The following is a 21501-nucleotide window of genomic DNA, read 5'->3' as shown; positions in this document are numbered from 1 at the left end:
CGCCTCAACCTTGGCAATCCGTGCGGTAAGTCCGATACGTCCTATCAGTGCCGTCCCCGCTGTTCCAAGGCTTCGATGCGCACTTCAAACTCACTGTCCGCCATGATCCGCGCCATCATCACAAGGATCTTCGCCAAGCGGCTTGCATCGCCGACGTCAATGTCGTTGCGGTGCGCTTCGCGGTAGAGCTTCGCAAGCTCTTTCCGAACGTCCCATACGGTATCAAGCTTCGCCCGCGCATACTGCTTAGGGGGCGGCGGGGTCACGCTCAATCCATCCTGCGCCGACCATGCGGGCATCCGACATCGACGTGGTTTTGCTGCATGGCTATGGCTTTCCGCGCTGGAAAGGGGGGCCGATGCACTGGACTGACGTGCAGGGGCTGGATCAGATCGCGGGCGCCATTGCGCATTATGCCAAAGATGACCCCTATTTCTGGCAGATCTCGCCGCTGCTGGCACATTTGGCGGCGGATGGCGGGAAATTGGCCGATGTGGACACCGCAAAGGGCGCGCAATGACCGACGCCGTTATCGTTTCAACCGCCCGTACGGGCATCGGCAAAGCCGTTCGGGGCAGCCTGAATCTGACCCATGGTGCGACGATGGGCGGCCATGTCAGCGCTGTTGCTGTTGCCCGCGCAGGCATCGACCCGGCCCTGATCGAAGACAGCATCTGGGGCTGCGGCTATCCTGAATATGTCACCGGCGGCAATATTGCCCGCCAGATTGCGATCCGCGCGGGCCTGCCGATCAGCGTGGCCGGGGCGACCGTCAACCGCTTCTGCGCCTCGGGGCTGCAAGCTGTGGCGATGGCGGCGCATATGGTCCGGCAGGAAGATGCGCGCGCCATTCTGGTGGGGGTGTCGAATCGATCAGCTTGGTCCAACCGACTCCTCGCCTCTCGCGCGAGGCATGGATCGAGGCGCATCGACCCGATCTGTATCTGCCGATGATCGACACTGCTGACAATGTCGCCGCTCGTTACGGGATCTCGCGCGCGGCGCAGGACGAATATGCCCTGCGGTCCCAGCAGCGCATCGCCGCAGCCCAGCAAGCGGGGCTCTTCGCCGATGAAATCGTGCCGATCACGGTGACGCAGGCCGTCACTGACAAAGCCAGCGGCGAGGTTCGGCAGGAAGAGATCACCCTGGAGCGCGATGAATGCAACCGCCCCTCGACGACGTTGGAGGCGCTGGCGGCTTTGAAGCCGGTCAAGGGCGCCGACAAGTTCATCACCGCCGGTAACGCTTCGCAGCTGTCGGATGGTGCAGCCGCGCTGGTGGTGATGAATGGCGACGAAGCCGCGCGTCAGGGACTGACCCCGTTGGGCGCATTTCGCGGCTTTGCCGTGGCCGGTTGCGAACCTGACGAAATGGGCATCGGCCCTGTCTTTGCTGTGCCGCGCCTGTTGGAACGGGCAGGTCTTATGGTGGACGACATCGACCTGTGGGAACTGAACGAGGCCTTTGCCAGTCAGGCGCTTTATTGTCGCGACCGGCTGGGGATCGATCCAGAAAAATACAACGTCAACGGCGGATCGATTGCGATCGGCCACCCCTTTGGCATGACCGGTACCCGCATGACGGGCCATATCCTGCTGGAAGGGCGCCGACGTCAGGTCAAATGGGGCGTTGTCACGATGTGCATCGGCGGCGGCCAGGGTGCCGCCGGCCTGATCGAAATTTTCTAAGGGATACGCCATATGGACATGAGCTTTTCATCCGAGGATCAGGACTTCCGCGCCGAGGTCCGGCAGTTCCTGAAAGACCGCCTGCCATCACGCCTGTCCGAAAAGGTTCGGCTGTTTCAGGAACTGACCAAGTCCGAAATGGAAGAATGGCACGCGATCCTGAACGAACGGGGCTGGCTTGCCGGAAACTGGCCGAAGGATTTTGGAGGTGCTGGCTGGACCGCGATCCAGCGCCATATCTTCGAAGAAGAAAGTGCATTGGCCCATGCGCCGCGCGTTCTGCCCTTTGGCATCGCCATGCTGGGGCCGGTATTGCAGACATTCGGCAGCAAGGCCCAGCAGGACCGTATCCTGCCGCGTATCCTGAATGGTCAGGACTGGTGGTGTCAGGGCTACTCCGAACCGGGTTCGGGGTCGGATCTGGCATCCGTGAAGACGACGGCGATACGTGACGGCGATGATTATATCGTGAACGGGCAGAAAACCTGGACGACGCTTGGTCAGCACGCCAACTGGATCTTCTGTCTGGTGCGGACCGATCCGGCGGCCAAAGCGCAGGAAGGCATCAGCTTTTTGCTGATCGACCTGACCTCGCCCGGCATTACCGTGCGGCCCATCGTCTTGTTGGATGGCAACCCCGAGGTGAACGAAGTCTTTTTCGACGATGTCCGCGTTCCCGTCGAAAATCTGGTGGGCGAGGAGAACAAAGGCTGGACCTATGCCAAATATCTGCTGACCCATGAACGCACCAATATCGCGGGCGTGGGCTTTGCAACCGCTGGTCTGGCGGCGCTGAAACGGATTGCAGGCAGCCAGATATCGGGCGGCAAGCCCTTGCTGCAAAACCCCCTGTTTGCGGCGCAGGTCGCGCGGGTCGAGATTGACCTGATGGCCATGGCCACGACCAATCTGCGCATGTTGGCGCAGGCGGAAGCGGGGCAGGTGCCGGGTGCCGAAAGCTCGATGTTGAAGCTGAAGGGGACGCAGATCAGGCAGGCCATCAACGATCTGACCCGCCGCGCCGTGGGGCCATGGGCCTTGGCCTTTCCGTCAGAGGCGCTGGAGGGGGCGAACGATGACCTGCCACCCGGCCCGGCCGAAGCCAGCGGTGCGACACGCGCCTTTCTGAACAACCGCAAGCTGTCGATCTATGGCGGCTCGAACGAAATCCAGCGGGGGATCATCGCGAAATCCCTGTTGGGTCTGTAAGAAAGGGATCGCGTGATGGATTTCGGCTTCACCGAAGAACAGATGATGCTGGGTGAAAGCATCGCCCGGACATTGCAACGCGATTCCGATGCAGCTGCCATTTTCGAACTGGGCACCGGTGCCGCATTGATCAGTGAAGATGCGGGCGGCTTTGGCGGCACCGGTGCCGATATTCTGATGGTCTTTCGCACCTTGGGGCGCGAGGCTGCAGTCACGCCGCTGCTGGACAGTGTGGTTCTGCGCAATGTCGGCCCCGATGGCGTGGGTGAGATTCAGACCCGTGGCCCGCATGTCGTTCCCGGCTATTTCCGCAACCCAAAGGCCACCGCCGACGCCTTCGACGCCGAAGGTTTTCTGTGCACCGGCGATCTGGGCCGGATCGATGCGGACGGGAACCTGCATGTGGCCGGAAGGGCGCGTGAACTGATTATTCGTGGCGGCTTCAACGTCTATCCGCCCGAGGTCGAGGCGGCACTGAACGACCATCCTCATGTGATCCAGACCGCTGTGATCGGCCGCAAAATCGACGGCGGGAATGAGGAAGTTCTTGCCTTTTGCCAGACCGATCAAGCCGCGAACATCAGTGAACACGAGTTGCGCGACCATGCTACCGCCCGCTTGTCGGCCTATAAGCGCCCCACGCGGATCGTGGTGACAAGCGCACTTCCGACTTCACCCAACGGGAAAATATTGAAGCAGAAACTGATTGAAACCTTTCGCGACGAGTTGGGGTTTGGGGACGAGGGGTAGTGGCCTTCGCCCGCCATGTCTCACGGAGTCTGAAGCATGATGATTTCGGTGCGGAATTAGGGAACAGGAGCGGAAAGTTTTGCGTCGGCTCACCCGGCTGACGCCACTTCCCTTTGCAACCACGCACGGCAAGAAGGGACAGGTTCGGTTATTGAAAAAAATCAAATGGTTGCACAGATTTTTCATCCGACGCCAGCGGTGAGAAAGCCTGACCTTGCCAAGAATTCGATTGCTGACACGCATTCATGCCTGTCGCCATAGCTGTAGCGTGATTTGCTTGGCGTAACTGCAGACAGCACTGACTGCTTGCTTGGGGGGCAGGGCAAACTCTCTCACTCTTCCGATCGTTGATACGCCGTTTCGGTTGCCGATGGCGCGGCTGTGTCACAGGCCCAACCAGCGGCAGATATGCAAGGGATCGATCGGAAAGTGGAGCGGGTGAAGGGAATCGAACCCTCGTATTCAGCTTGGGAAGCTGCTGCTCTACCATTGAGCTACACCCGCGACGGGTTTCGGGTATCTTATGGCTGCGCTGTCGTCAAGACGCTCACATCAAACCCATATCGGCCAAAGCGGCGGCCATGGCAGGGGGGAGGGCTTCTTCGGCTTCGCGCCCCTTCGGCAGATCCGGCGGGGCATCCTTGGCCGCCAGATAGCGCCAGCCTTGGAAGGGGCGGCGCGGAACGGCGCTGACCTGCACAATTTCGCGGTCAAGGATCAGCGCGCAGCGGCGAATGCCGTCGTCACCTACCCGTTCTTCCAAACGGAGAAGGCGTTGGCGGGCCAGCATGACCCCCTTGAACACCCAATACAACGAGCCGCCCTGCAACAGCTCTGTTTCGCGTTTTGGCCACATGCGCGTCACATGCATCGCCGGACCGTCGCCATAGCGCATCTGCTGCCAATGCCGAAGATCGTCGATGCCTTCTGCGCCAACGCAAAGCTTCATGAGGTGGAGTGTCGGTGTCATGGTTTCAAAATAGGGCGTCACCTGCGCCGGTGCCAGTCATCAGGCCGCAACAAAAATGAAAAAGGCCGCACCAGATGGTGCGGCCCCAAGTTCACCCGTCAAGGACGGATCAAAGCTCATCCAGAGCTTCGATGGCTTTTTCAAGCTCTTCTTTGGTAACGTTTTTGTCTTTGACTTTCGCCTGCTCGGCGATGTGGTCAACAACCTTGTCTTCAAAGATCGGGGCGCGAAGCTGCTGCTGCACCTGCGGGTTCTGCTGCACGAATTCAAAGAAGGCGCGCTCTTGGCCCGGATATTGACGGGCGGCCTGCATAACGGCCTGCGTCATTTCCTGATCGGTGACGTTCACTTCGGCTTTCTGACCGATTTCGGCCAGCAGCAGACCCAGACGAACGCGACGCTCGGCCAGTTTCTTGTGCTCATCGGTCGGCTCGATGGTGTCGTGGTTGTGGCCGTGTTCTTCCGGGTGCTCTTCGTGCCACAGCTGATGCGCGATCTGAGCGGCCTCTGCTTCGACCAACGATTCCGGCAGGTCGAATTTGACCTGATCGTCCAGTTGATCCAGCAACGAACGCTTCAGCACGGCGCGGGCCGCACCGGCATATTCCGCTTCCAGACGGTCAGCGATCTGCTTTTTCAGCGCAGCCAGATCGTCCGAGCCGAATTTCTTTGCCAGCTCGTCATCGACTTCAGCAGGCTTCGGGGCTTTGACGGCTTTGACCTTTACTTCAAAGGTCGCGTCTTTGCCTGCCAGATGCGCGGCGCCATATTCCTCGGGGAATTTGACTTCGACCTTGACGTCATCTTCGGCTTTCGCACCGACCAGCTGATCTTCAAAGCCAGGGATAAAGCTGTTGGAGCCCAGAACCAGCGGATAATCCTGCGCTTCGCCACCCTCGAAAGCTTCGCCATCGACGAAACCCTTGAAGTCGATCACAACCTGATCGCCGTCTTTGGCTTTGCTGCCTTTGCGACGGTCTTCGAAGTTCTGTGCCGATTTGGCCAGATTTTCCAAGGCTTCATCAACGGCTTTGTCTTCGGCCGGAACCTTCAGGCGCTCAAGCTTCAGCTTGCCCATGTCGACGTCCGGAATAGCCGGCAGGTTTTCATAGGAAACATTGACGACAACATCGTCGCCTTCTTTCCAGTTCTCGCCGTTTTCCATCTCGACTTTCGGCTGGATCGCGGGGCGGTCGCCCGATTCTTCCAGATGCTTGCGCAGCGCACCATCGATGGCATCCTGCATGGCATCGCCCAGAACACGTGGGCCAAACTGCTTTTTCATCATGGCCATCGGGACTTTGCCCTTGCGGAAGCCCTTCATCTCGACCTCGGGCTGCGCCTCTTTCAGCTTGGCTTCAACCGTGGCCGCCAGATCGGCGGCGGGCAGGGTGAATTTGTAGCCACGCTTCAGGCCTTCTTTCTGGGTTTCCGTAACCTGCATTATCGTCCTCGTAAGCTCGTATGCATGAAGGGCCCCCCATGGGCGGCCTCAAAATTCCAGCCCTTCTAGTCGTCGTGGCGATGCTCTGCAAGCAGATTGCAGCGGGGCCGGGGGAAAGGGGAACTGTAACGGCGATCCGGGCGTTTCGGTTTACCTTTCCACGTGCACAGATGAATGGGGTCACGATGACCATACGCAAGCTGACTTTCAGACCGGTCCAGATCGCGGCCATCGCCCTGTTGGCGATGTCCGGGGTTGCGGCGGCGCAAAGCAATACGACGAATATGAACCAGCCCCGTGCCGCACAGGATTTGCAACAGCAGCCCGCGGCACAGCCCGCCGCACCCGTGCAAAACGACGCAAAAGCCGACTGTGCGGGGGCGAGCAGTCAGGCGCTGCCAGCGACGGCACCGCAGCCCGGTTCGGATGCGACGGCGCCCGGTAACTCGGGCACGACCGGCTTTACCGGTGGCCTGGGCGGTTCGCAGATCGGCACTACGCCGCAAGGGGCTACGCCCGCATCCAAAACCTGGCATGCGCCGACAGCGCGAGGTCTGGATTTGGCGGGCCGGCCAGAGCCTGTGCAGGAAACGCCGAACTGCTAATTTAAAATAGGGGGCTGATTTAAGACGGCGGGCTGCGGTTCGGCATCGTCCAATCGCAAATTCAATCCATCGCGGTTATAGAATTCGCCGTCCCGGATCAGAGTTCGGTCGCCATTCATGGTACGCATCAGGGCATCCAGCCGATCTTTTGCAATAGCATCCGCGACCAGTCCTTCGCGACCGGCGCGGAACATCACCACTGCATTCCAGGCGGTGCCCGAACCGTCAAGGTGGTGGCGCATGTCCTGCCAGCCAAGATCATCGCCAATCACATGCAGATAGGCCGAGCGCAGCAGGTCGATGCGTCCCTCAGCAGCGCGGACCAAAACCATCAGCAACGTGAAGCCCTGCGTTTCGGTATATGTGGCGTGCAGCCATTCGTCGAAATCAGTCTCAACCATCGCGGTCCCCGGAGATTGGCGGAAGGGAATGGGAGTCGAACCCACCCGGGACAGGCTCGCTGCCCCAACCAGATTTGAAGTCTGGCCGCCCCACCGGGGACGATTCCCTTCCGGATGCGCCGAACAGGTCGACGCGATGCGGATTGATGCGACGCAAATCGCCGCGGCGCAAGGTCACACCAAGCCGGTCGAAGAAATCGAGGATCTCGATCGCCACCTTGCGACCGTTTTGCACCCGGTCACGGAATTGCGGTGCAGCGAACCAGCCATCCGGGGTCGCCGCGGCCACGTCGCAAACGATGTCCACCATTTCAGCGGTGACGTTGCGGGCAAAGAAGTGGTCGTGCGCGATCTGATCAGTTCTGCCAAGCTTCTGAGTCAGCCTCAGAACGCGCCGGATGTCTTTTTCATCGACGCCAAGGTCATTGGCGAAATCGCGAACACGCGAAGGGCGAAAGCGCATGTCACCCTGCAGCGCCGGAGCGATGCGCTGCCACAAGGCATCATCTTCTGCCGACAAGCGCACTTCGTGACCGGGCAGGCGCAGGAACGCACCGTCCAGCACCAGTTCATTAGCCTCTGCCTGACTGTGCAGAAAGTCCAGAAATACGTCTTTGGGTAGCCGCGGTTGCAGCATCAGGCGCAGTTTTTCCCGGCCAAGGCCCGCCAGATCGGGATTGTCGGCGTGAAATTCCGCCAGAAGTCCCTGACATTGCTGCCGCAGGTTGTCCATCGTGGCGCGAGCCAGCGCCAGATTGCCAATGGTCGCGGCATCCGCCCGCTCGATGGCGGCAGAGGTCTGTTGCGGTGCAAGACTGCGGTCGCGCGTGAAAATCTGCAGATCAACAGGGGCAATCCGCAGCATATCCGTCAGCGCCCGGGCCGGATTACCGTCATTGGCCGCCGCAATCAGGGCCAGCCGTTCTGGTGTGCGCCTTTTGCGGGCTGGGGCGCGAAGATCCAGCATACGCCCGCCACCAATGGTCCGACTGGCCGAAACATCGCGCAGAATGAAGCGGTCACCGATGGCGGCAGCAATCGGGCGGTCCAGCACGATCTGAACCGGACCAGATTGTCCCGGTGCAATCGGATTCGCCAAGGGCACGATACGCGCACCAACTTCGACCGAGTGGCTATGAAGCCGCGCGGGAAACCACGTCCCGATAGGCTTTGGTTCAGATGGCAGGGCGTTCAGGATGGCATCAATACGGTCGGTCGGCGCGTGCAGTTCCGGCGCCATGACAACATCGCCACGGTGGATCGCCTCTTTCCGAACACCTTCACCGGCAAGGTTCAACGCGCAACGCTGCCCGGCAAATCCGTATGCGGCGGGATGGTTTTGCGCGTGAATGCCGCGAACCCGTGCTGTCAGCCCGGAGGGGCTGACCGTAACACGATCTCCGACCGCGACCGTTCCAGCGATAATGGTGCCGGTCACGACGGTTCCTGTGCCCGACAGCGTGAAACTGCGATCCACGGCCAGTCGCAACGGGCCTTCGGCATGGTGGGCCGAAATGTCCGCCTCGGTTTCGATCAGTGCCGCGCGAAGGGCATCGATGCCTTCGCCTGTCAGGGATGACACTGGAATGATCGCTGCATCCGCCAGGCCGGTTCCAGAAAGAAGATCCGTGATTTCGGCACTGACGGTATCACGCCGCTGCTGATCCGTCAGATCGGCCTTGGTCAGCGCCACGACCCCACGGTTCAATCCCAACAGATCCAGGATCGCGACATGCTCTTGTGTCTGCGGCATGATGCCGTCATCCGCCGCAACAGCCAGCAGTGCCAGATCAATACCGCCCGCACCTGCCAGCATGGTGTGGATCAGGCGTTCATGCCCCGGCACGTCCACAAACCCGGTGATCGCGCTGCCGCCAAGATCGGCATAGGCAAAGCCAAGCTCGATGGTGATGCCGCGAGCCTTTTCTTCGGCCAGACGATCGGTGTCGGTGCCGGTCAGTGCCTTGACCAGCGCAGTCTTGCCGTGGTCGATATGCCCCGCCGTTCCGACGATCATAGGTCTGCCAGCGCCGTCAGCAGGACGGCGTCCGCATCAAGGCATCGCAGATCAAGGATCAGCGCACCGTCATGGATATGCCCGACCACCGGCCGGGGCAGGGCACGAAGTCGGGCCGACAGACGATCAGGCGCATCCCCCCCGTTGCCGGTCAGCCGCAATCCGGCCGACGGCAGCGTATCCGTGGGCAGCGCGCCCGACCCGATCTGGCTTTCGCAGTCACACGTCCCGGCGTGAAAACCATCGGGCAGCAGGTCGTTCACCAGCGGCGCAAGGCGGCGTGCCATGGTGGCAATGTCGGTTTTGGGTCGGGCCAGATACCGCAAGGTTGGAAGTCGGTCAGTCAGCCGGTCGGGATCGCGGTAAAGCCGCAGCGTGGCCTCAAGCGCCGCGATACGGATCTTGTCCAGCCGCACGGCGCGTTTCAGCGGATTCGCGTTGATCGCGGCGATCAGATCACGCCGCCCGACGATAAAACCCGCCTGAGGTCCGCCCAACAGCTTGTCACCCGAAAAGGTGACAAGATCGGCCCCTTCGGTCACGGCCTGCGCGACGGTCGGTTCACGTCGCAACCCGTAATCGCCCAGATCAACCAATGAACCAGAGCCAAGATCATTCAGCAACGGCACCCCGGCCTTGCGCGAGATGGTGGCCAGTTCGGATGCCGGAACTTCCTTGGTGAACCCCTCGACCCGATAGTTCGAGGTATGCACCTTCATCAGCAAACCCGTTTCCGGGGTGATGGCACCTTGGTAATCGCGGGCATGGGTGCGATTGGTGGTGCCAACCTCGACCAGTTTCGCGCCGGCGCGGGCCATGATGTCGGGCATGCGGAATGCGCCGCCAATCTCGATCAATTCGCCGCGCGATACGATGGCATGGCGGCCCATCGCCAGCGTGTTCAGCGCAATCAGCACGGCGGCAGCGTTGTTGTTGACGATGGTGGCGTCCTCGGCCCCGGTCAGTTCACATAGCAGCCCGCGCAGATGATCGTCGCGCTGTCCGCGCCCGCCACCGTCCAGATCAAATTCCAGCGCCAGCGGCGCCGCCATAGCGGAACTGGCGGCGGCGATGGCGTCTTCGGCCAGAATGGCGCGGCCCAGATTCGTATGCAGGATCGTGCCGGTCAAATTCAGGATCGGGCGCAGCCGTGATTGGCTGCCGGCGTCAAGCACGGCTGCCAAACGGGCGGGCAGGGCATCCGCCGCTGCCTGCGCATCAGCGCCGCCCCGGATGGCGTCCCGCGCGGCGTCCAGTTCCGCGCGTAATGCCGCCGTCACCATATGACGGCCATGCGACGCGATCAGAGCCTGCCCGGTATCCGATTTCAGGAACTGATCGACTGCGGGAAGCAGACGAAATCCCGGCATCAGTAACCCGCAAGATAGGGGTTGAATCCGCCGCGCTTGAAGTTGGTTTCCTTCATCAGCAGGTCCAGCCCAAGGCTGCCGACATCATCGGCAATCGGCTCAAGGCTGTGGTTCTTGACCTGATACATGATCTTCACCCAGCTATCGCATTCGCTGCAAAGCTCTGCCTTGACTGTCGCCTCGTCCGTCTCGACCGAGCGATAGCTGATCCCCTTGGTCGATCCGCAGCACAGGCATTTTACGCGCACTTCGTTCCATTGCGTCGCGCAGCAACTGCAGGTGGCGTAGCGGGCGTTGTCCACGCCGGCCGCGCCCGCCACAACCGACGACGTCGCGGGCTTTCCCCCGCAGGCCGGACAGACGCCGGTCTTGATGCGCACCAGTTTGGTGGCGTCCAGCGTCGCCGCGATCCGAGCCAGGTGAAGCTGCACGGCCGCTGCCACGAACAGATGCGGAGCGACGCTGTCTGCCGGGATGGTGTCAGACAGGATGTTGTCCAAAAGCCAATGCCGATCCGCAATGCCCGCCGCCTTGACCGATTGCAGGGCAAGCCGGGCCGCTTCCGGCATCTTCACCCCTTCGGCCGCGTCGATGAACCGCGACAAGGTCGCATAAAGCGCATCATCCGTGGCAAGGGCGGCGCGATCAATGGGGGGCATCCGACTTGCCCGGGCAAGTTCGACCCGGTCCACGGGCAGCGCCGCGACAGGGGGAAGTTCATCCGCCAGCCGGGCCTGGAGCGCGGTCAGATCGGCCAGAAACCGCAGGTAGGGCGACAGGTTGCCATCCTGAGCGGCCAGAAAGGCGAAACGCTTCGCCCGTCTGTCGAATAGCTGGGACGGTTTCGGTGAAAAAGCCAGCGGCGCTTCTGGGACGCCGCCGATCACACCGGGGTCGGGTTGAAGTGTGGTGTTCATGTCTTCTCCGGGCCGAACCGGCCACTGATTGGCGGGATGGGCTTACTCTGCCGGGTCTTTGCCCTGACGTCCAGCAACCTCTCGCAGCCATTTGCGGTGATGCCGCCACGCCCAGCCGCCGGTCACATCGCCACGAGTCATCGCGCGCAAGGTGCCGCGCACCCAGATGGCCGCATAAACGTGCAGGATGAAGACCAGAACAATGGCCACAGCCGATAGCGAATGAACCAGCACCGCAATCCGGCGCACGGGGATCGAGACCAGATTGGGGAAATACTGTTCCCAGATCATGATGCCGGACCCGATCAACAGGATGATCAGCCCCGACATCGCCCAGAACACGAATTTCTGCCCGGCATTGTATTTGCCAAGTTCGGGCAGCTTTTCTTCGTTCCCCTTGACGACTTCCTCGATATTGGCGACCCAGGTGACATCCTCGGGCTTGGGCAGATTCAACCGCCACATCTGTATGAACAGCAACAGAAAGCTGAAAAACAGCACGACGCCCACAATGGGATGCAGCCAACGCGCCGTCTGCCCACCGCCGAACAATTCGGTCAGAAAGTAAAGCGAGGGTGAGAAGAAGGCCAGCCCGGACAGCAGCAGGATGACCATGCACCCCGCCGTGACCCAATGGTTCAGACGTGTGATGCCACGATAGCGGCTAACCCGGACCGGATCGACGCTTTCGATGTGATCGCCACGTTCAGAATAGTGCGGTTTGGGCATCAGACATCCCCCCGGCGATCATGCAAATCCGACTCGACCAGGGCTTCGGCTTCCTCGGTATCCTCCTCGGTTACACGGTTCCCGCGTGAGAACAGGCCATGCAGCGCCGCACCGACCGCCGCAATGCCCATGACAGCAAGGCCGGCGGTCTTGGTGACGCCTTTCCACCCCTCGACGATGGGCGAGATGCGCGGATTGTCCGGCAGATCGCTGTAAATGGATGGCTTATCCGCATGTTGCAGAACATACATCACATGCGTTCCACCCACGCCCTGCGGATCATACAGGCCCGCATTATCATAGCCGCGCGATTTCAGATCGGCGATGCGTTCGTCGGCATGGGCGATCATGTCCGCTTTGGTGCCGAAAACGATTGCCTGCGTGGGGCAGGCTTTCGCACAGGCCGGACCCTGACCCACGGCGACACGGTCGGAGCACAGGGTGCATTTATAGCTTTTGTGATCCACCTGACTGATACGCGGGATGTCGAACGGACAGCCCGTCACGCAATAACCACAGCCGATGCAGTTCTCGTGGATGAAATCGACGATGCCGTTGGAATATTGCACGATCGCGCCGGGCGCCGGGCAGGCCTTCAGGCAGCCGGGATCTTCGCAATGCATGCAGCCATCCTTCCGGATCAGCCATTCCAGATTGTCAGTTTCCGGGTTCACCCATTCACTGAAACGCATCAGCGTGAACATCTGCGGGTTCAGATCGTGAGGGTTTTGATAGCTGCCGATATTCGTTTCGATATCGGGATGGGTGTCATTCCATTCGATACAGGCCGACTGACAGGCCTTGCAGCCGATACATTTCGAAATGTCGATCAGCTTTGCCAGCTTGTCCAGCTGACGTTCGGGCTGCGGCACATCCGAAGTGGCCGAGATACGCACGACATCGCGCGCATCAAAGCCAACTTCCAGCGGCTGCACGGGCGGGTTTGAAACCGCGGTCTTGGGCTGAGGTGCGGTATCGCTCATGCCACCGGTTCCTCTTCTGCGGGTTCAACATTGACAAGGAAGGCCTTGAATTCCGGCGTTTCCACGTTGGCGTCACCGACCACTGGCGTCAGGCTGTTAGGCCCGAAACCCTTTCTTGCGGCGCCCATGAAGCCCCAATGCAGCGGGATGCCGACGACATGCACCGTCTTGCCGCGCACTGTCAGCGGCCTGATCCGCTTGGTCACAACCGCCTTGGCCCAGACTTCGCCTCGTTTGCTCCAGACACGGACCCGGCTACCATTGGCAATCCCCTTTTCCGCCGCCAGTTCTTCGCTGATCTCGACGAAGAATTGTGGTTGCAGGGTCGAATTTACCGGATTGTGCTTGGTCCAATAGTGGAAGTGTTCGGTCAGACGATAAGAGGTCGCGACAAGGGGGAACTCTTCGCTGGTGGCGAATTGCTCGGCATCATCAACAAAGACGCGTGACGCCGGATTGCCGCGCATCTTCGGGTTGAAGATGTTGGCAACCGGGCTTTCAAACGGCTCCATATGTGTCGGGAACGGCCCGTCGCGCATCATGCCGCGTGCGAACAGGCGTGACGTGCCCTCGGCGTTCATGATGAAGGGCATGACATCGCCGGGCTTCGCCGTTGGCGAAATATCCGGAACGTCCGGGCTTTCCCATCTTTCGCCGTTCCAGGTCATCAGCGCACGAGCGGGATCCCATGGCCGCCCCTGCATATCCGCGGATGCACGGTTATACAGAATCCGACGGTTCAGCGGCCATGCAAAGGTCCAGTTGGCATAGATACCGATGCCACTTGGATCGCTGTTGTCGCGGCGTGCCATGTTGTTGCCGTCTTCATTCCAACTGCCGGAATAGATCCAGCAGGCGCACATGGTCGAGCCATCGTCCCGCAACTGGCTGAAGTTCAGCACCTGCTTACCCGCTTCAACCAGAACCTTGGTTGGATCGGTCGTGTCATAAACCGGCTGCAACGCGCGACCGTTCATCTCTCGGGCCAATTCGGCCGGGGTCGGGTCATCCGGGTTGGCATAATCCCAGGTCAGGTTCAGGATCGGATCGGGAAAGACACCGCCTTCTTCTTCGTAAAGCTTGCGCACACGAAGGAATATCTGCGCCATGATCCAGGTGTCATACTTTGCTTCGCCCGGAGGCGTCGCACCCGCCCAGTGCCATTGCAGCCAGCGACCCGAATTGACCAGTGCGCCTTCATCTTCGGCGAAGCAGGTCGTAGGCAGTTCCAGAACCTCGGTTTGAATGCTGGCCGGGTCCACCTCATTATAGATGCCGTGGTTTTCCCAGAAATGCGACGTTTCGGTCGCTAGCGGGTCCATGACAACCATCAACTTCAGCTTGGAAAACGCCTCGGTCATCTTGGCCCGGTTGGGGAATGACAGAAGTGCGTTGAAGCCCTGGAAGAAGTAGATGTTGACGTGCCCCTGCTTCATCAGTTCGAACATGCGCATGGCGTCATAGGTCGGCACGTCCAGCTTGGGCAGATAGTGGTATGCCCAATCATTTTCAGCCGTGGCGGCATCGCCCCACATGGCCTTCATGAAACTGACCATGAACTTGGGATAATTCTGCCAATAGCTGGTCTGGTTCGGTCGCAGCGGTTTGAAGTTCCGCGTCGACATATAGGTCGCGTAATCCGGTTCCTTTTCGGTCGGGATGTTCAGGTAACCGGGGATCAGGTTCGACATCAGGCCGATATCGGTCAGGCCCTGAATGTTGGAATGCCCGCGCAGCGCATTCATCCCGCCACCGGGCATGCCCATATTGCCCAAGATCAGCTGAACCATCGCCATGCCCCGGATGTTTTGCGCACCCTTGGAATGCTGGGTCCAGCCAAGCGCATACATCGAGGTCATGACCTTGTCCGGCGCACTGCATTCGCCGATCATCTCGCAGATATGCAGGAACTTGTCCTTGGGCGTGCCGCAGATATCCTCGACGAATTCGGGCGTGTAGACATCGACATGGGATTTCAGAAGGTTCCAGACGCAGCGCGGGTCGGACAGGGTCATGTCCACCTGCGCAAAGCCATCCTCACCGATCTTGTAATCCCAGCTGGAGCGGTCAAAATCGCGCTTTTCTTCGTCATAGCCAGTGAACAGGCCGTCACTCCACCCGAACTCGTCCTTCACAAGGAAGGTGGCGTTCGTGTAGTTGGTGACGTATTCCCGATTGACCTTGTCATTCTCGATCAGCCAGCGGATCAGCCCCATCAGGAAGACGATATCGCTGCCCGGACGGATCGGCGCATAGTAGTCCGATACCGCTGCGGTGCGGTTGTAACGCGGATCGACCACGATCAGCCGTGCACCACGATGCGCCTTGGCCTCGGTCACCCATTTGAAGCCGCAAGGATGCGCCTCGGCGGCATTGCCACCCATGACGATGACAAGGTCGGTATTCTTGATGTCGGTCCAGGAGTTGGTCATCGCTCCACGGCCAAATGTCGGGCCCAAACTGGACACCGTGGGGCCGTGTCAGACGCGCGCCTGGTTGTCGAATCCGACGATCCCCATGGACCGGACCGTCTTGTAGGTCAGCCATGCGGTTTCGTTTGTCGTGGCCGAAGCCGCCAGAAAGCCCGTGGTTGTCCAGCGGTTGACCGGGGTGCCTTCTTCGTTGAACTGCACCAGATTGGCGTCGCGGTCGTCCTTGACCGCACGGGCGATCTTGTCCAGCGCCTCGTCCCAGCTGATTTCGACCAGCTCGTTTGATCCTGCTGCGCGATAACGCGGCTTGGTCAGGCGGGTGGGCGCCTTGACGAAATCCTTCAGTGCCGCGCCTTTGGGGCATAGCGTGCCGCGGTTCGTCGGGTGGTCGACATCGCCTTCGATGTGGATCAGATCGGCGTCTTCGCCAACCTTAACGTCACCCTTCGAATACATTATGATGCCGCAAGCGACAGAACAATAGGGGCAGGTGTTGCGTGTTTCAGTGGTCGTTGTCAGTTTGAAGGCGCGCACATGCGCCGTCTCTGCTGCCTCTGCCTCGCCAAAGCCCATAGCCCCAAGCGATGTCGCCGCAACTCCCGCGCCTGCCAGCTTTAAAAAGCCGCGCCGCGAAAGGTCGATATTCATTAGACCCTCCTGCTGCCTGTCGTATAGATAGGTACAGATGGATGGTGCGCTGCACGGCTATCAAAGTCAAGCTGACGCCATTGCCAGCGTGGCGACGAAATGCGGCAGATCCTCACGAAAATGTTAAGAAAATTCACGCGATACGCGAATGGTGTGAAGTTCAAAAGACGCTTGATAAATGATGCGGGACGACATCTCGGCAGTTGCCCGTTGACCCTGTCGGCGTTCCTTTCTAAAGAAGTGCCAGCGTGCGCGATTGGCGGAATTGGTAGACGCAGTTGGTTTAGGTCCAACCGCTTCGGCGTGGGGGTTCGAGTCCCTCATCGCGCACCATATTTAACATCGATGATATTTTGGTCCTAAATCCTGCTATTCGTTGTATTTTGGGACGGCTTTCCGGGCCTTTTCCACAGTCATTTCATCGCTTGTCACGATGTAATCAATTAATTCCAGAACCGCATCGGGTGGGGTGATCGGGCCATCCACCACCGTGAAGTCGCGGTCAGAGACCTGTAGCATCTTGTCCAATTTTCGTGGCGAATGTTTTGCCAGAAAATCCCTGTCCGTCACAGCCGCCGCTTCGATCCGCTGATGCAAAGCCGGGGTCATGCGGAACAAGGGCGAGCGGAACGCTTCATCGTCGCTGAACACTTTGGCAAGAATGTTGCGTCGTGGTTTGACCTTGCGAATGCCATGGCGTTTGCGGGCATGCAGAATGTGAAACAAAGCCTGCTCTGACATACGGCTGTTTTTGCGCTGGCTTTCTTCGATCTTTGAAACGCCGATGAAGTCGCACAGGGTCTCGATGATATCCTTGCCGGCATTGTCTTCGCGATGGATCGAGAAATATTCGATGTTGTTTCCGGCTTTACGCCCCTCGAACCGGGTGAAGAAATCGGAATAGCTGAAAATCTCGAAGCCATGGGTCTGTTTGAACTGATCGGCGAAACCTTCCAGATCGAACCTGTGCTGAGCAAACAACTTGTTGTCCCTGACTCGGAACATCCCGCCCTTGATATGCTGTGCATAGGTCGATTCCATGAAGGAAACATGGTCGCGCAACAAATATATCAACGTGACATTCTGCGCACCAAAGCGTTGGTTCAGAAATTCGATCAGCGTCAGCGGCTGTTCCTGATCATACCTCGAGTGAATGAATTCCTCGGATGAGATCAAAATTCTGTCGCAGGAATGCTGGCTGGCCTCTTGTGCGATTTGGTCGATCAGGGCAGGCATCTGGTCGGTCGGGGCGTCAAGCAGCGGACGGTGACTTCTGTATCCGCCCATCTCGCACGCCGTCCGCGGATACAGCAGCCCATGCTGATGGTAGGGGGCATAGCCGCCAAAAAAATGCCCCTGAACCGAGGTCGACGCGCATTTCGGCATGCCGATGTGAACGTAAATCTTTGTTGTCACTGTCAGCAATCTCCGCAACGCCGAAAAGCTCGCATTCTCTACCTTTCTGTGGAAATGTCTTCAAGCACTTAGCTTTGCGCGCCAGCGGAGTTTGGTCAATCCAGCGGTTGATGTGCGTCGCTTTCGCCCAGCAACCAATATCCCGAGGCCTTCAGATATTCTTTTGGATGGCCAAGGTCAGACAGGACATAATCGCGCGCCGACCGGGCCACGCCGGCCTCGGCCGCGATCCAGACGAAGCCCTTGCCGTCTGGCAGCGTCAGCTTGCGCAAGCCATTCAGCAACGCTGCCGGATCGGCCCCATCGGTAAGTGGACGATGCACCCAGAAAGCCTGATGCTGTGCAGGGGTGTCGAAAGTTTGCTGTTCGGCTTCGCATGCCACCGTTGCCAGCGAAATGACCTTGGTGCCAGCGGGCATTTCCTCGATCCAGCGCCCGATAGCGGGCAGGGCGGTTTCATCGCCAATCAGCAGATACCAGTCGAAAATCGGGGCCACCACGGCAGAGCCACGCGGACCGCCGATGTTCAGCCGATCGCCCGGCGCGGCGTTTTCGGCCCATTGCGTCGCGGGCCCTTCGCCATGCACCGCAAAATCCAGCGTCAGGGTCTTCGCCGCAGTATCATAGGCGCGGGGCGTATAATCGCGCATCTCTGGTTTGTCGGTGCTGCCGGGGAAGAACAGTTTCACATGGTCATCCGCGCCAAGGCTGACAAAATCCCCCAGATCATCGCTGTGCAGAACGATGCGGATCATGTTCGGGGTGATGCGGCTGGTTTGCGTAACCGTCAGCGTGCGTCGCTTCAGCTCGTGTCGGTGGCGGGTAATGATCTGATCCATTTGACCTCTTTGCCGTTATTGTTATTGGATTGTTATTGGCTGGGTCGGCGGGCACTAAAAATGACCGCACCTGGCAAGATGCCGTAAACTAGGGAAAATGCTGGGGGAATTACAAGCCATCAGCAGGCTTTTCCGGCAGGATTTTCCGACTGAGGCCAGTCAACAGTTCGTGCAAATTTCAACGGGTTTCCTGCCGGTCCTTGCAGGTCAATATCCGTCCAGAATCCGCGCGGTGGCGGAAAATGGGCTGGACAGCAGCCGCCCCGAAGCATCCAGCGCATATGCACCCACGCTTAACGTCTGGCCAAGCGTGCTGCGACGTGTTGCGTTGTCGTAAAGTGCTGCTGCGGCGACAAAGCGATCGTGTCGGGCTGCCGTGATTGCAGGCATACTGGTCAGATCCACGAAGCGGATGCCAGCTTGCTGGCCAAGCTTTTGCACTGCGGGATCGCTGATATCGACCATGCCCAGACGCATCCTGCCACCTGAAATACGACGAGAGATGGCAAGGGCACGGTCGTCTTTTGATACCAGCACCGTCAATGGCGGGTCCAGTTTGCCAATGGTCTGGATTTGCGAGCGAAACACATCAAGATCGATATCCGGCGCTGCCAACCCGACCTGCAAGCGTGACACGACATCATCACGGCCCTGCAGGCGCAGTTGGCGCATCGCCTCCATCAGCAACCATGCCCCCATACTATGGGCAATGATGTCGATTGTGCCCTGTGGCTGCACATCAGTCAGCATGATCAGGGTCTGCACCAGATTGTCCCGTGCATACATCGCCGCATCGCGATCCGCCACATAGCCACGGACCTCTGCCGAAGAGGGCCAGGAAAACAGCAGCGGCACCGTTTTCCGATCATCGCCCGCAGAAATTTGCGCCAGACGGAACAGCGCCTCTTGATAGCTGTTGTTATAGCCGTGAACGAACATCAGCACCGACCCGTCACGGGTCGCGATCTGTCGGCGCAATGTTTCGCGAAATTCGTTTTGATCATATCGGCGACGCTGAATGGTGGCAAAATCCATTGCCAGATCAAGCTGGGCTGGCGTCGGTTCTGTCGCGGTGTCGGAAAGGTTCAGCTGAACGCGAAACTCATCAAAGCTTAGCGTGCCGCGTCCTGATCCAAAGAATAATCCATCCGGCCCGTCGGGGGTCCGGTTGGTCATTGCATATAATGTGACGTCCCGATTCTGGGGGATCGGCGAAGTGATGGGCAGCAGCGTTTCAGGGCCGGGGCGCCCACCGCAAGCCGTCAATGCTGCTGCCAGTATCAGGCACGCCATCAGTCGAAAACCTGAGCCGACGTGTTTGATGGCAGAATGCTGGGTTGTCGCGGTCATGGTTTTCCGGCAAGTTCGGCGGCGCTTTCGATACGATATCGAAGCCGACGCTTCCCTGCACGTCAAGTGGTTGGTTCGAACGTCCCGCCGTCTGTCGGGAAACCATCGGCTGGTGGTGCGTTCTATCCGCCAGCGACGAAGGGCAGGCGATAGCTGATTGCTTCGGCCAGATGCGGGGCCCGCACAGTGGCTGATCCGTCAAGATCGGCAATCGTGCGTGCCGTGCGCAAAATCCGATGATAGCCGCGGGCGGTCAGGCCTAGCCTTTCGGATGCTTTGACAATCAACGCGCGGCCTTCGTCATCAGGCGCGGCGATCTGGTCCAGCAGGCTGCCCGAAGCGTCGGCATTCACGCGCGCATGCGGATGGTCGCGAAAGCGGTTGGTCTGGATGCCCCGCGCGGCGGCGACGCGCATTGCGATCTGCGTCGAGGTTTCCCCGGCCGCAGGCAATTCCAGTTCCAGAAAGCTGACCGCAGGCACCTCTAGCCGCAGATCGAAGCGATCCATCAGGGGGCCTGAAATGCGGCCCAGATAGTCGCCGCCACAACCGGGCGCACGGCCACATGCTTGCGCAGGATCGGCCAGATGGCCGCAGCGACAGGGGTTGGCCGCCGCGACCAGCAGAAAGCGGCAGGGATAGCGCACATGGGCATTGGCACGGGCAACCACGACTTCGCCAGTCTCGATCGGTTGGCGCAGCGTTTCCAGAACCTGTCGGGGAAATTCGGGAAATTCGTCCATGAACAGCACGCCATTATGCGCAAGGCTGATCTGACCGGGCTTCGCCCCGCGCCCGCCACCTACAATAGCGGGCATGGATGCCGTGTGGTGGGGTTCGCAAAATGGCGGGTGCCGCATGATGCCGCCATCGTCCAGCGTTCCAGCAAGGGAATGGATCATCGAGGTTTCAAGCGCTTCGATCGGGGCCAGCGATGGCATAAGTCCGGGCAGACGTGCCGCCAGCATGGATTTACCCGCGCCTGGCGGCCCGATCATCAGTAGATGATGGCGTCCGGCAGCGGCGATCTCCAGCGCGCGCTTGGCACGTTCCTGTCCCTTCACTTCCGACATGCAGCCTTTCGCCACGGCAGCCGGAATCGTGCCGGGCGCCGCGCGAGGCAGGGGCGCACGGTCGGTCAGGTGATTTACGACATCGCGCAGGTTGCGTGCCGCCATGACCGGGACGGCATCAACCCAGGCAGCCTCTGGCCCGCAAGCTTGAGGACAGATCAACGCCCGGTCATCCTCGGCTGCGGCCATCGCGGCGGGCAGGGCGCCTGTCACCGGAACCAGCCGCCCGTCCAGCGCCAGTTCACCCAGACAGACACAGCGGGACAGTTCATCCGTCGGCACGATTTCCAGCGCCGCCAGCACCGCAAGCGCAATGGGCAAATCGAAATGCGATCCTTCTTTCGGGATGTCGGCGGGCGACAGGTTCACCGTCAGGCGGCGGTTCGGCATCGCAATGGAAAGTGCGCCGAACGCCGCCTTTACCCGCTCTTTTGCTTCACTCACGGCTTTGTCGGGCAGACCCACGATGGCAAAGCCCGGCAGGCCTGCCGCGACCGAGCATTGAACTTCGACCAGTCGCGCCTCGATCCCCTCGAAGGCGACCGAATAGGCAATGGCGACCATGGCGTTTCCGGTATTTCCCTGACGCAAACGTTAACGGCGGCGTTGTTAAAAAACGGTTAACAGCCCTGCGTCCCTGTTTCCTTGCGACTTCAT

17 protein-coding genes, 3 tRNA genes and 2 pseudogenes are annotated in these 21501 nt (G+C 59.9%); 6 read left to right on the top strand and 16 right to left on the bottom strand.

What is annotated here, in order from left to right:
- Positions 1-44: 44 nt before the first annotated feature.
- On the bottom strand, positions 45-299 hold the full coding sequence (locus H4P12_RS10810) for a hypothetical protein (protein ID WP_187793687.1): 255 nt from the start codon (positions 297-299) through the stop codon (positions 45-47).
- On the opposite strand from H4P12_RS10810, the gene H4P12_RS10805 reads away from it, so the two are divergent.
- The 4 genes and pseudogenes from H4P12_RS10805 to H4P12_RS10790 all read left to right on the top strand — a co-directional run bounded on the left by H4P12_RS10805 (position 290) and on the right by H4P12_RS10790 (position 3650).
- On the top strand, positions 290-520 hold the full coding sequence (locus tag H4P12_RS10805) for a hypothetical protein (RefSeq protein WP_187793686.1): 231 nt from the start codon (positions 290-292) through the stop codon (positions 518-520). The two genes, H4P12_RS10810 and H4P12_RS10805, sit on opposite strands and share 10 nt — an antisense overlap.
- A pseudogene (locus H4P12_RS10800) lies at positions 517-1691 on the top strand (acetyl-CoA C-acyltransferase). Before H4P12_RS10805 ends, H4P12_RS10800 begins: the two are co-directional and overlap by 4 nt.
- 12 nt (positions 1692-1703) lie before the next feature.
- Positions 1704-2900 (top strand): acyl-CoA dehydrogenase family protein, encoded by a 1197-nt coding sequence (locus H4P12_RS10795; protein WP_187793685.1) that lies wholly within the window; start codon positions 1704-1706, stop codon positions 2898-2900.
- 15 nt (positions 2901-2915) lie between these two features.
- A complete protein-coding gene (locus H4P12_RS10790) occupies positions 2916-3650 on the top strand; it encodes a class I adenylate-forming enzyme family protein (protein WP_187793684.1) in 735 nt (244 codons plus the stop codon).
- 430 nt (positions 3651-4080) lie between these two features.
- On the opposite strand, the gene H4P12_RS10785 is transcribed toward H4P12_RS10790, so the two are convergent.
- From H4P12_RS10785 to tig, 3 genes are all read right to left on the bottom strand, one after another.
- A tRNA-Gly gene (locus H4P12_RS10785) sits at positions 4081-4154 on the bottom strand.
- Positions 4155-4197: 43 nt separating this feature from the next.
- Positions 4198-4620 (bottom strand): DUF1489 family protein, encoded by a 423-nt coding sequence (locus tag H4P12_RS10780; RefSeq protein WP_187793683.1) that lies wholly within the window; start codon positions 4618-4620, stop codon positions 4198-4200.
- A gap of 109 nt (positions 4621-4729) precedes the next feature.
- Positions 4730-6064 (bottom strand): trigger factor, encoded by a 1335-nt coding sequence (gene tig, locus H4P12_RS10775; protein ID WP_187793682.1) that lies wholly within the window; start codon positions 6062-6064, stop codon positions 4730-4732.
- Positions 6065-6249: 185 nt separating this feature from the next.
- On the opposite strand from tig, the gene H4P12_RS10770 reads away from it, so the two are divergent.
- Positions 6250-6669, top strand: coding sequence for a hypothetical protein (locus H4P12_RS10770; protein ID WP_187793681.1), 420 nt, complete (start codon positions 6250-6252; stop codon positions 6667-6669).
- Here H4P12_RS10770 and H4P12_RS10765 read toward each other — a convergent pair.
- From H4P12_RS10765 to fdnG, 8 genes and pseudogenes are all read right to left on the bottom strand, one after another.
- Positions 6666-7070, bottom strand: coding sequence for a hypothetical protein (locus H4P12_RS10765; protein WP_187793680.1), 405 nt, complete (start codon positions 7068-7070; stop codon positions 6666-6668). The genes H4P12_RS10770 and H4P12_RS10765 overlap by 4 nt on opposite strands.
- 16 nt (positions 7071-7086) lie before the next feature.
- Positions 7087-7182 (bottom strand) — tRNA-Sec (locus H4P12_RS10760).
- A 93-nt stretch (positions 7183-7275) separates the two neighbouring features.
- Positions 7276-9087, bottom strand: a pseudogene (gene selB, locus H4P12_RS10755) (selenocysteine-specific translation elongation factor); the annotation flags it as partial.
- Positions 9084-10457 (bottom strand): L-seryl-tRNA(Sec) selenium transferase, encoded by a 1374-nt coding sequence (gene selA, locus H4P12_RS10750; RefSeq protein WP_187793679.1) that lies wholly within the window; start codon positions 10455-10457, stop codon positions 9084-9086. The gene selA and the pseudogene selB, both read right to left, overlap by 4 nt.
- Entirely contained in the window at positions 10457-11374 is a 918-nt protein-coding gene (gene fdhE / locus H4P12_RS10745) for a formate dehydrogenase accessory protein FdhE (protein ID WP_187793678.1), read from the bottom strand. The genes selA and fdhE overlap by 1 nt, the downstream gene beginning before the upstream one ends.
- Positions 11375-11416: 42 nt before the next feature.
- Positions 11417-12103, bottom strand: a complete 687-nt coding sequence (locus H4P12_RS10740) for a formate dehydrogenase subunit gamma (protein WP_187793677.1) — start codon at positions 12101-12103, stop codon at positions 11417-11419.
- Complete coding sequence (gene fdxH, locus H4P12_RS10735) at positions 12103-13086, bottom strand: formate dehydrogenase subunit beta (RefSeq protein ID WP_187793676.1); 984 nt, start codon at positions 13084-13086, stop codon at positions 12103-12105. The genes H4P12_RS10740 and fdxH overlap by 1 nt, the downstream gene beginning before the upstream one ends.
- The gene (fdnG, locus tag H4P12_RS10730; protein ID WP_187793675.1) at positions 13083-16166 is read right to left on the bottom strand and encodes a formate dehydrogenase-N subunit alpha; all 3084 of its coding nucleotides are present in this window, start codon (positions 16164-16166) and stop codon (positions 13083-13085) included. The genes fdxH and fdnG overlap by 4 nt, the downstream gene beginning before the upstream one ends.
- 250 nt (positions 16167-16416) lie before the next feature.
- Here fdnG and H4P12_RS10725 point away from each other — a divergent pair.
- Positions 16417-16499: transfer RNA gene (locus tag H4P12_RS10725), tRNA-Leu, on the top strand.
- A gap of 36 nt (positions 16500-16535) precedes the next feature.
- Here the strand turns inward: H4P12_RS10725 and H4P12_RS10720 are convergent.
- From H4P12_RS10720 to H4P12_RS10705, 4 genes are all read right to left on the bottom strand, one after another.
- A complete protein-coding gene (locus tag H4P12_RS10720) occupies positions 16536-17552 on the bottom strand; it encodes a hypothetical protein (RefSeq protein WP_187793674.1) in 1017 nt (338 codons plus the stop codon).
- 125 nt (positions 17553-17677) lie between these two features.
- Entirely contained in the window at positions 17678-18421 is a 744-nt protein-coding gene (locus tag H4P12_RS10715) for a siderophore-interacting protein (RefSeq protein ID WP_187793673.1), read from the bottom strand.
- Positions 18422-18628: 207 nt separating this feature from the next.
- A complete protein-coding gene (locus H4P12_RS10710; protein ID WP_187793672.1) occupies positions 18629-19597 on the bottom strand; it encodes an alpha/beta hydrolase in 969 nt (322 codons plus the stop codon).
- A gap of 296 nt (positions 19598-19893) precedes the next feature.
- Complete coding sequence (locus H4P12_RS10705; RefSeq protein ID WP_187793671.1) at positions 19894-21408, bottom strand: YifB family Mg chelatase-like AAA ATPase; 1515 nt, start codon at positions 21406-21408, stop codon at positions 19894-19896.
- Between the last annotated feature and the right edge of the window lie 93 nt (positions 21409-21501).

The sequence above is a fragment of the Paracoccus amoyensis genome (assembly GCF_014490725.1).
In the GTDB taxonomy this organism is placed as follows: Bacteria; Pseudomonadota; Alphaproteobacteria; order Rhodobacterales; family Rhodobacteraceae; genus Paracoccus; species Paracoccus amoyensis.
Note: the sequence above shows the minus strand (reverse complement) of the source record. Positions and strands in the feature narration are given on the sequence as shown.

What these genes read in the sequence shown, in the direction of transcription:
- H4P12_RS10790 (WP_187793684.1), top strand. Translation starts at nt 2,916, where the DNA reads ATGGATTTCGGCTTCACCGAAGAACAGATGATGCTGGGTGAAAGCATC.
- H4P12_RS10795 (WP_187793685.1), top strand. Translation starts at nt 1,704, where the DNA reads ATGGACATGAGCTTTTCATCCGAGGATCAGGACTTCCGCGCCGAGGTC.
- H4P12_RS10770 (WP_187793681.1), top strand. Translation starts at nt 6,250, where the DNA reads ATGACCATACGCAAGCTGACTTTCAGACCGGTCCAGATCGCGGCCATC.
- H4P12_RS10740 (WP_187793677.1), bottom strand. Translation starts at nt 12,103, where the DNA reads ATGCCCAAACCGCACTATTCTGAACGTGGCGATCACATCGAAAGCGTC.
- H4P12_RS10765 (WP_187793680.1), bottom strand. Translation starts at nt 7,070, where the DNA reads ATGGTTGAGACTGATTTCGACGAATGGCTGCACGCCACATATACCGAA.
- fdxH (WP_187793676.1), bottom strand. Translation starts at nt 13,086, where the DNA reads ATGAGCGATACCGCACCTCAGCCCAAGACCGCGGTTTCAAACCCGCCC.
- selA (WP_187793679.1), bottom strand. Translation starts at nt 10,457, where the DNA reads ATGCCGGGATTTCGTCTGCTTCCCGCAGTCGATCAGTTCCTGAAATCG.
- fdhE (WP_187793678.1), bottom strand. Translation starts at nt 11,374, where the DNA reads ATGAACACCACACTTCAACCCGACCCCGGTGTGATCGGCGGCGTCCCA.
- H4P12_RS10705 (WP_187793671.1), bottom strand. Translation starts at nt 21,408, where the DNA reads ATGGTCGCCATTGCCTATTCGGTCGCCTTCGAGGGGATCGAGGCGCGA.
- tig (WP_187793682.1), bottom strand. Translation starts at nt 6,064, where the DNA reads ATGCAGGTTACGGAAACCCAGAAAGAAGGCCTGAAGCGTGGCTACAAA.
- H4P12_RS10810 (WP_187793687.1), bottom strand. Translation starts at nt 299, where the DNA reads ATGCCCGCATGGTCGGCGCAGGATGGATTGAGCGTGACCCCGCCGCCC.
- H4P12_RS10780 (WP_187793683.1), bottom strand. Translation starts at nt 4,620, where the DNA reads ATGACACCGACACTCCACCTCATGAAGCTTTGCGTTGGCGCAGAAGGC.
- H4P12_RS10805 (WP_187793686.1), top strand. Translation starts at nt 290, where the DNA reads ATGCGGGCATCCGACATCGACGTGGTTTTGCTGCATGGCTATGGCTTT.
- H4P12_RS10715 (WP_187793673.1), bottom strand. Translation starts at nt 18,421, where the DNA reads ATGGATCAGATCATTACCCGCCACCGACACGAGCTGAAGCGACGCACG.
- H4P12_RS10720 (WP_187793674.1), bottom strand. Translation starts at nt 17,552, where the DNA reads ATGCCGAAATGCGCGTCGACCTCGGTTCAGGGGCATTTTTTTGGCGGC.
- H4P12_RS10710 (WP_187793672.1), bottom strand. Translation starts at nt 19,597, where the DNA reads ATGACCAACCGGACCCCCGACGGGCCGGATGGATTATTCTTTGGATCA.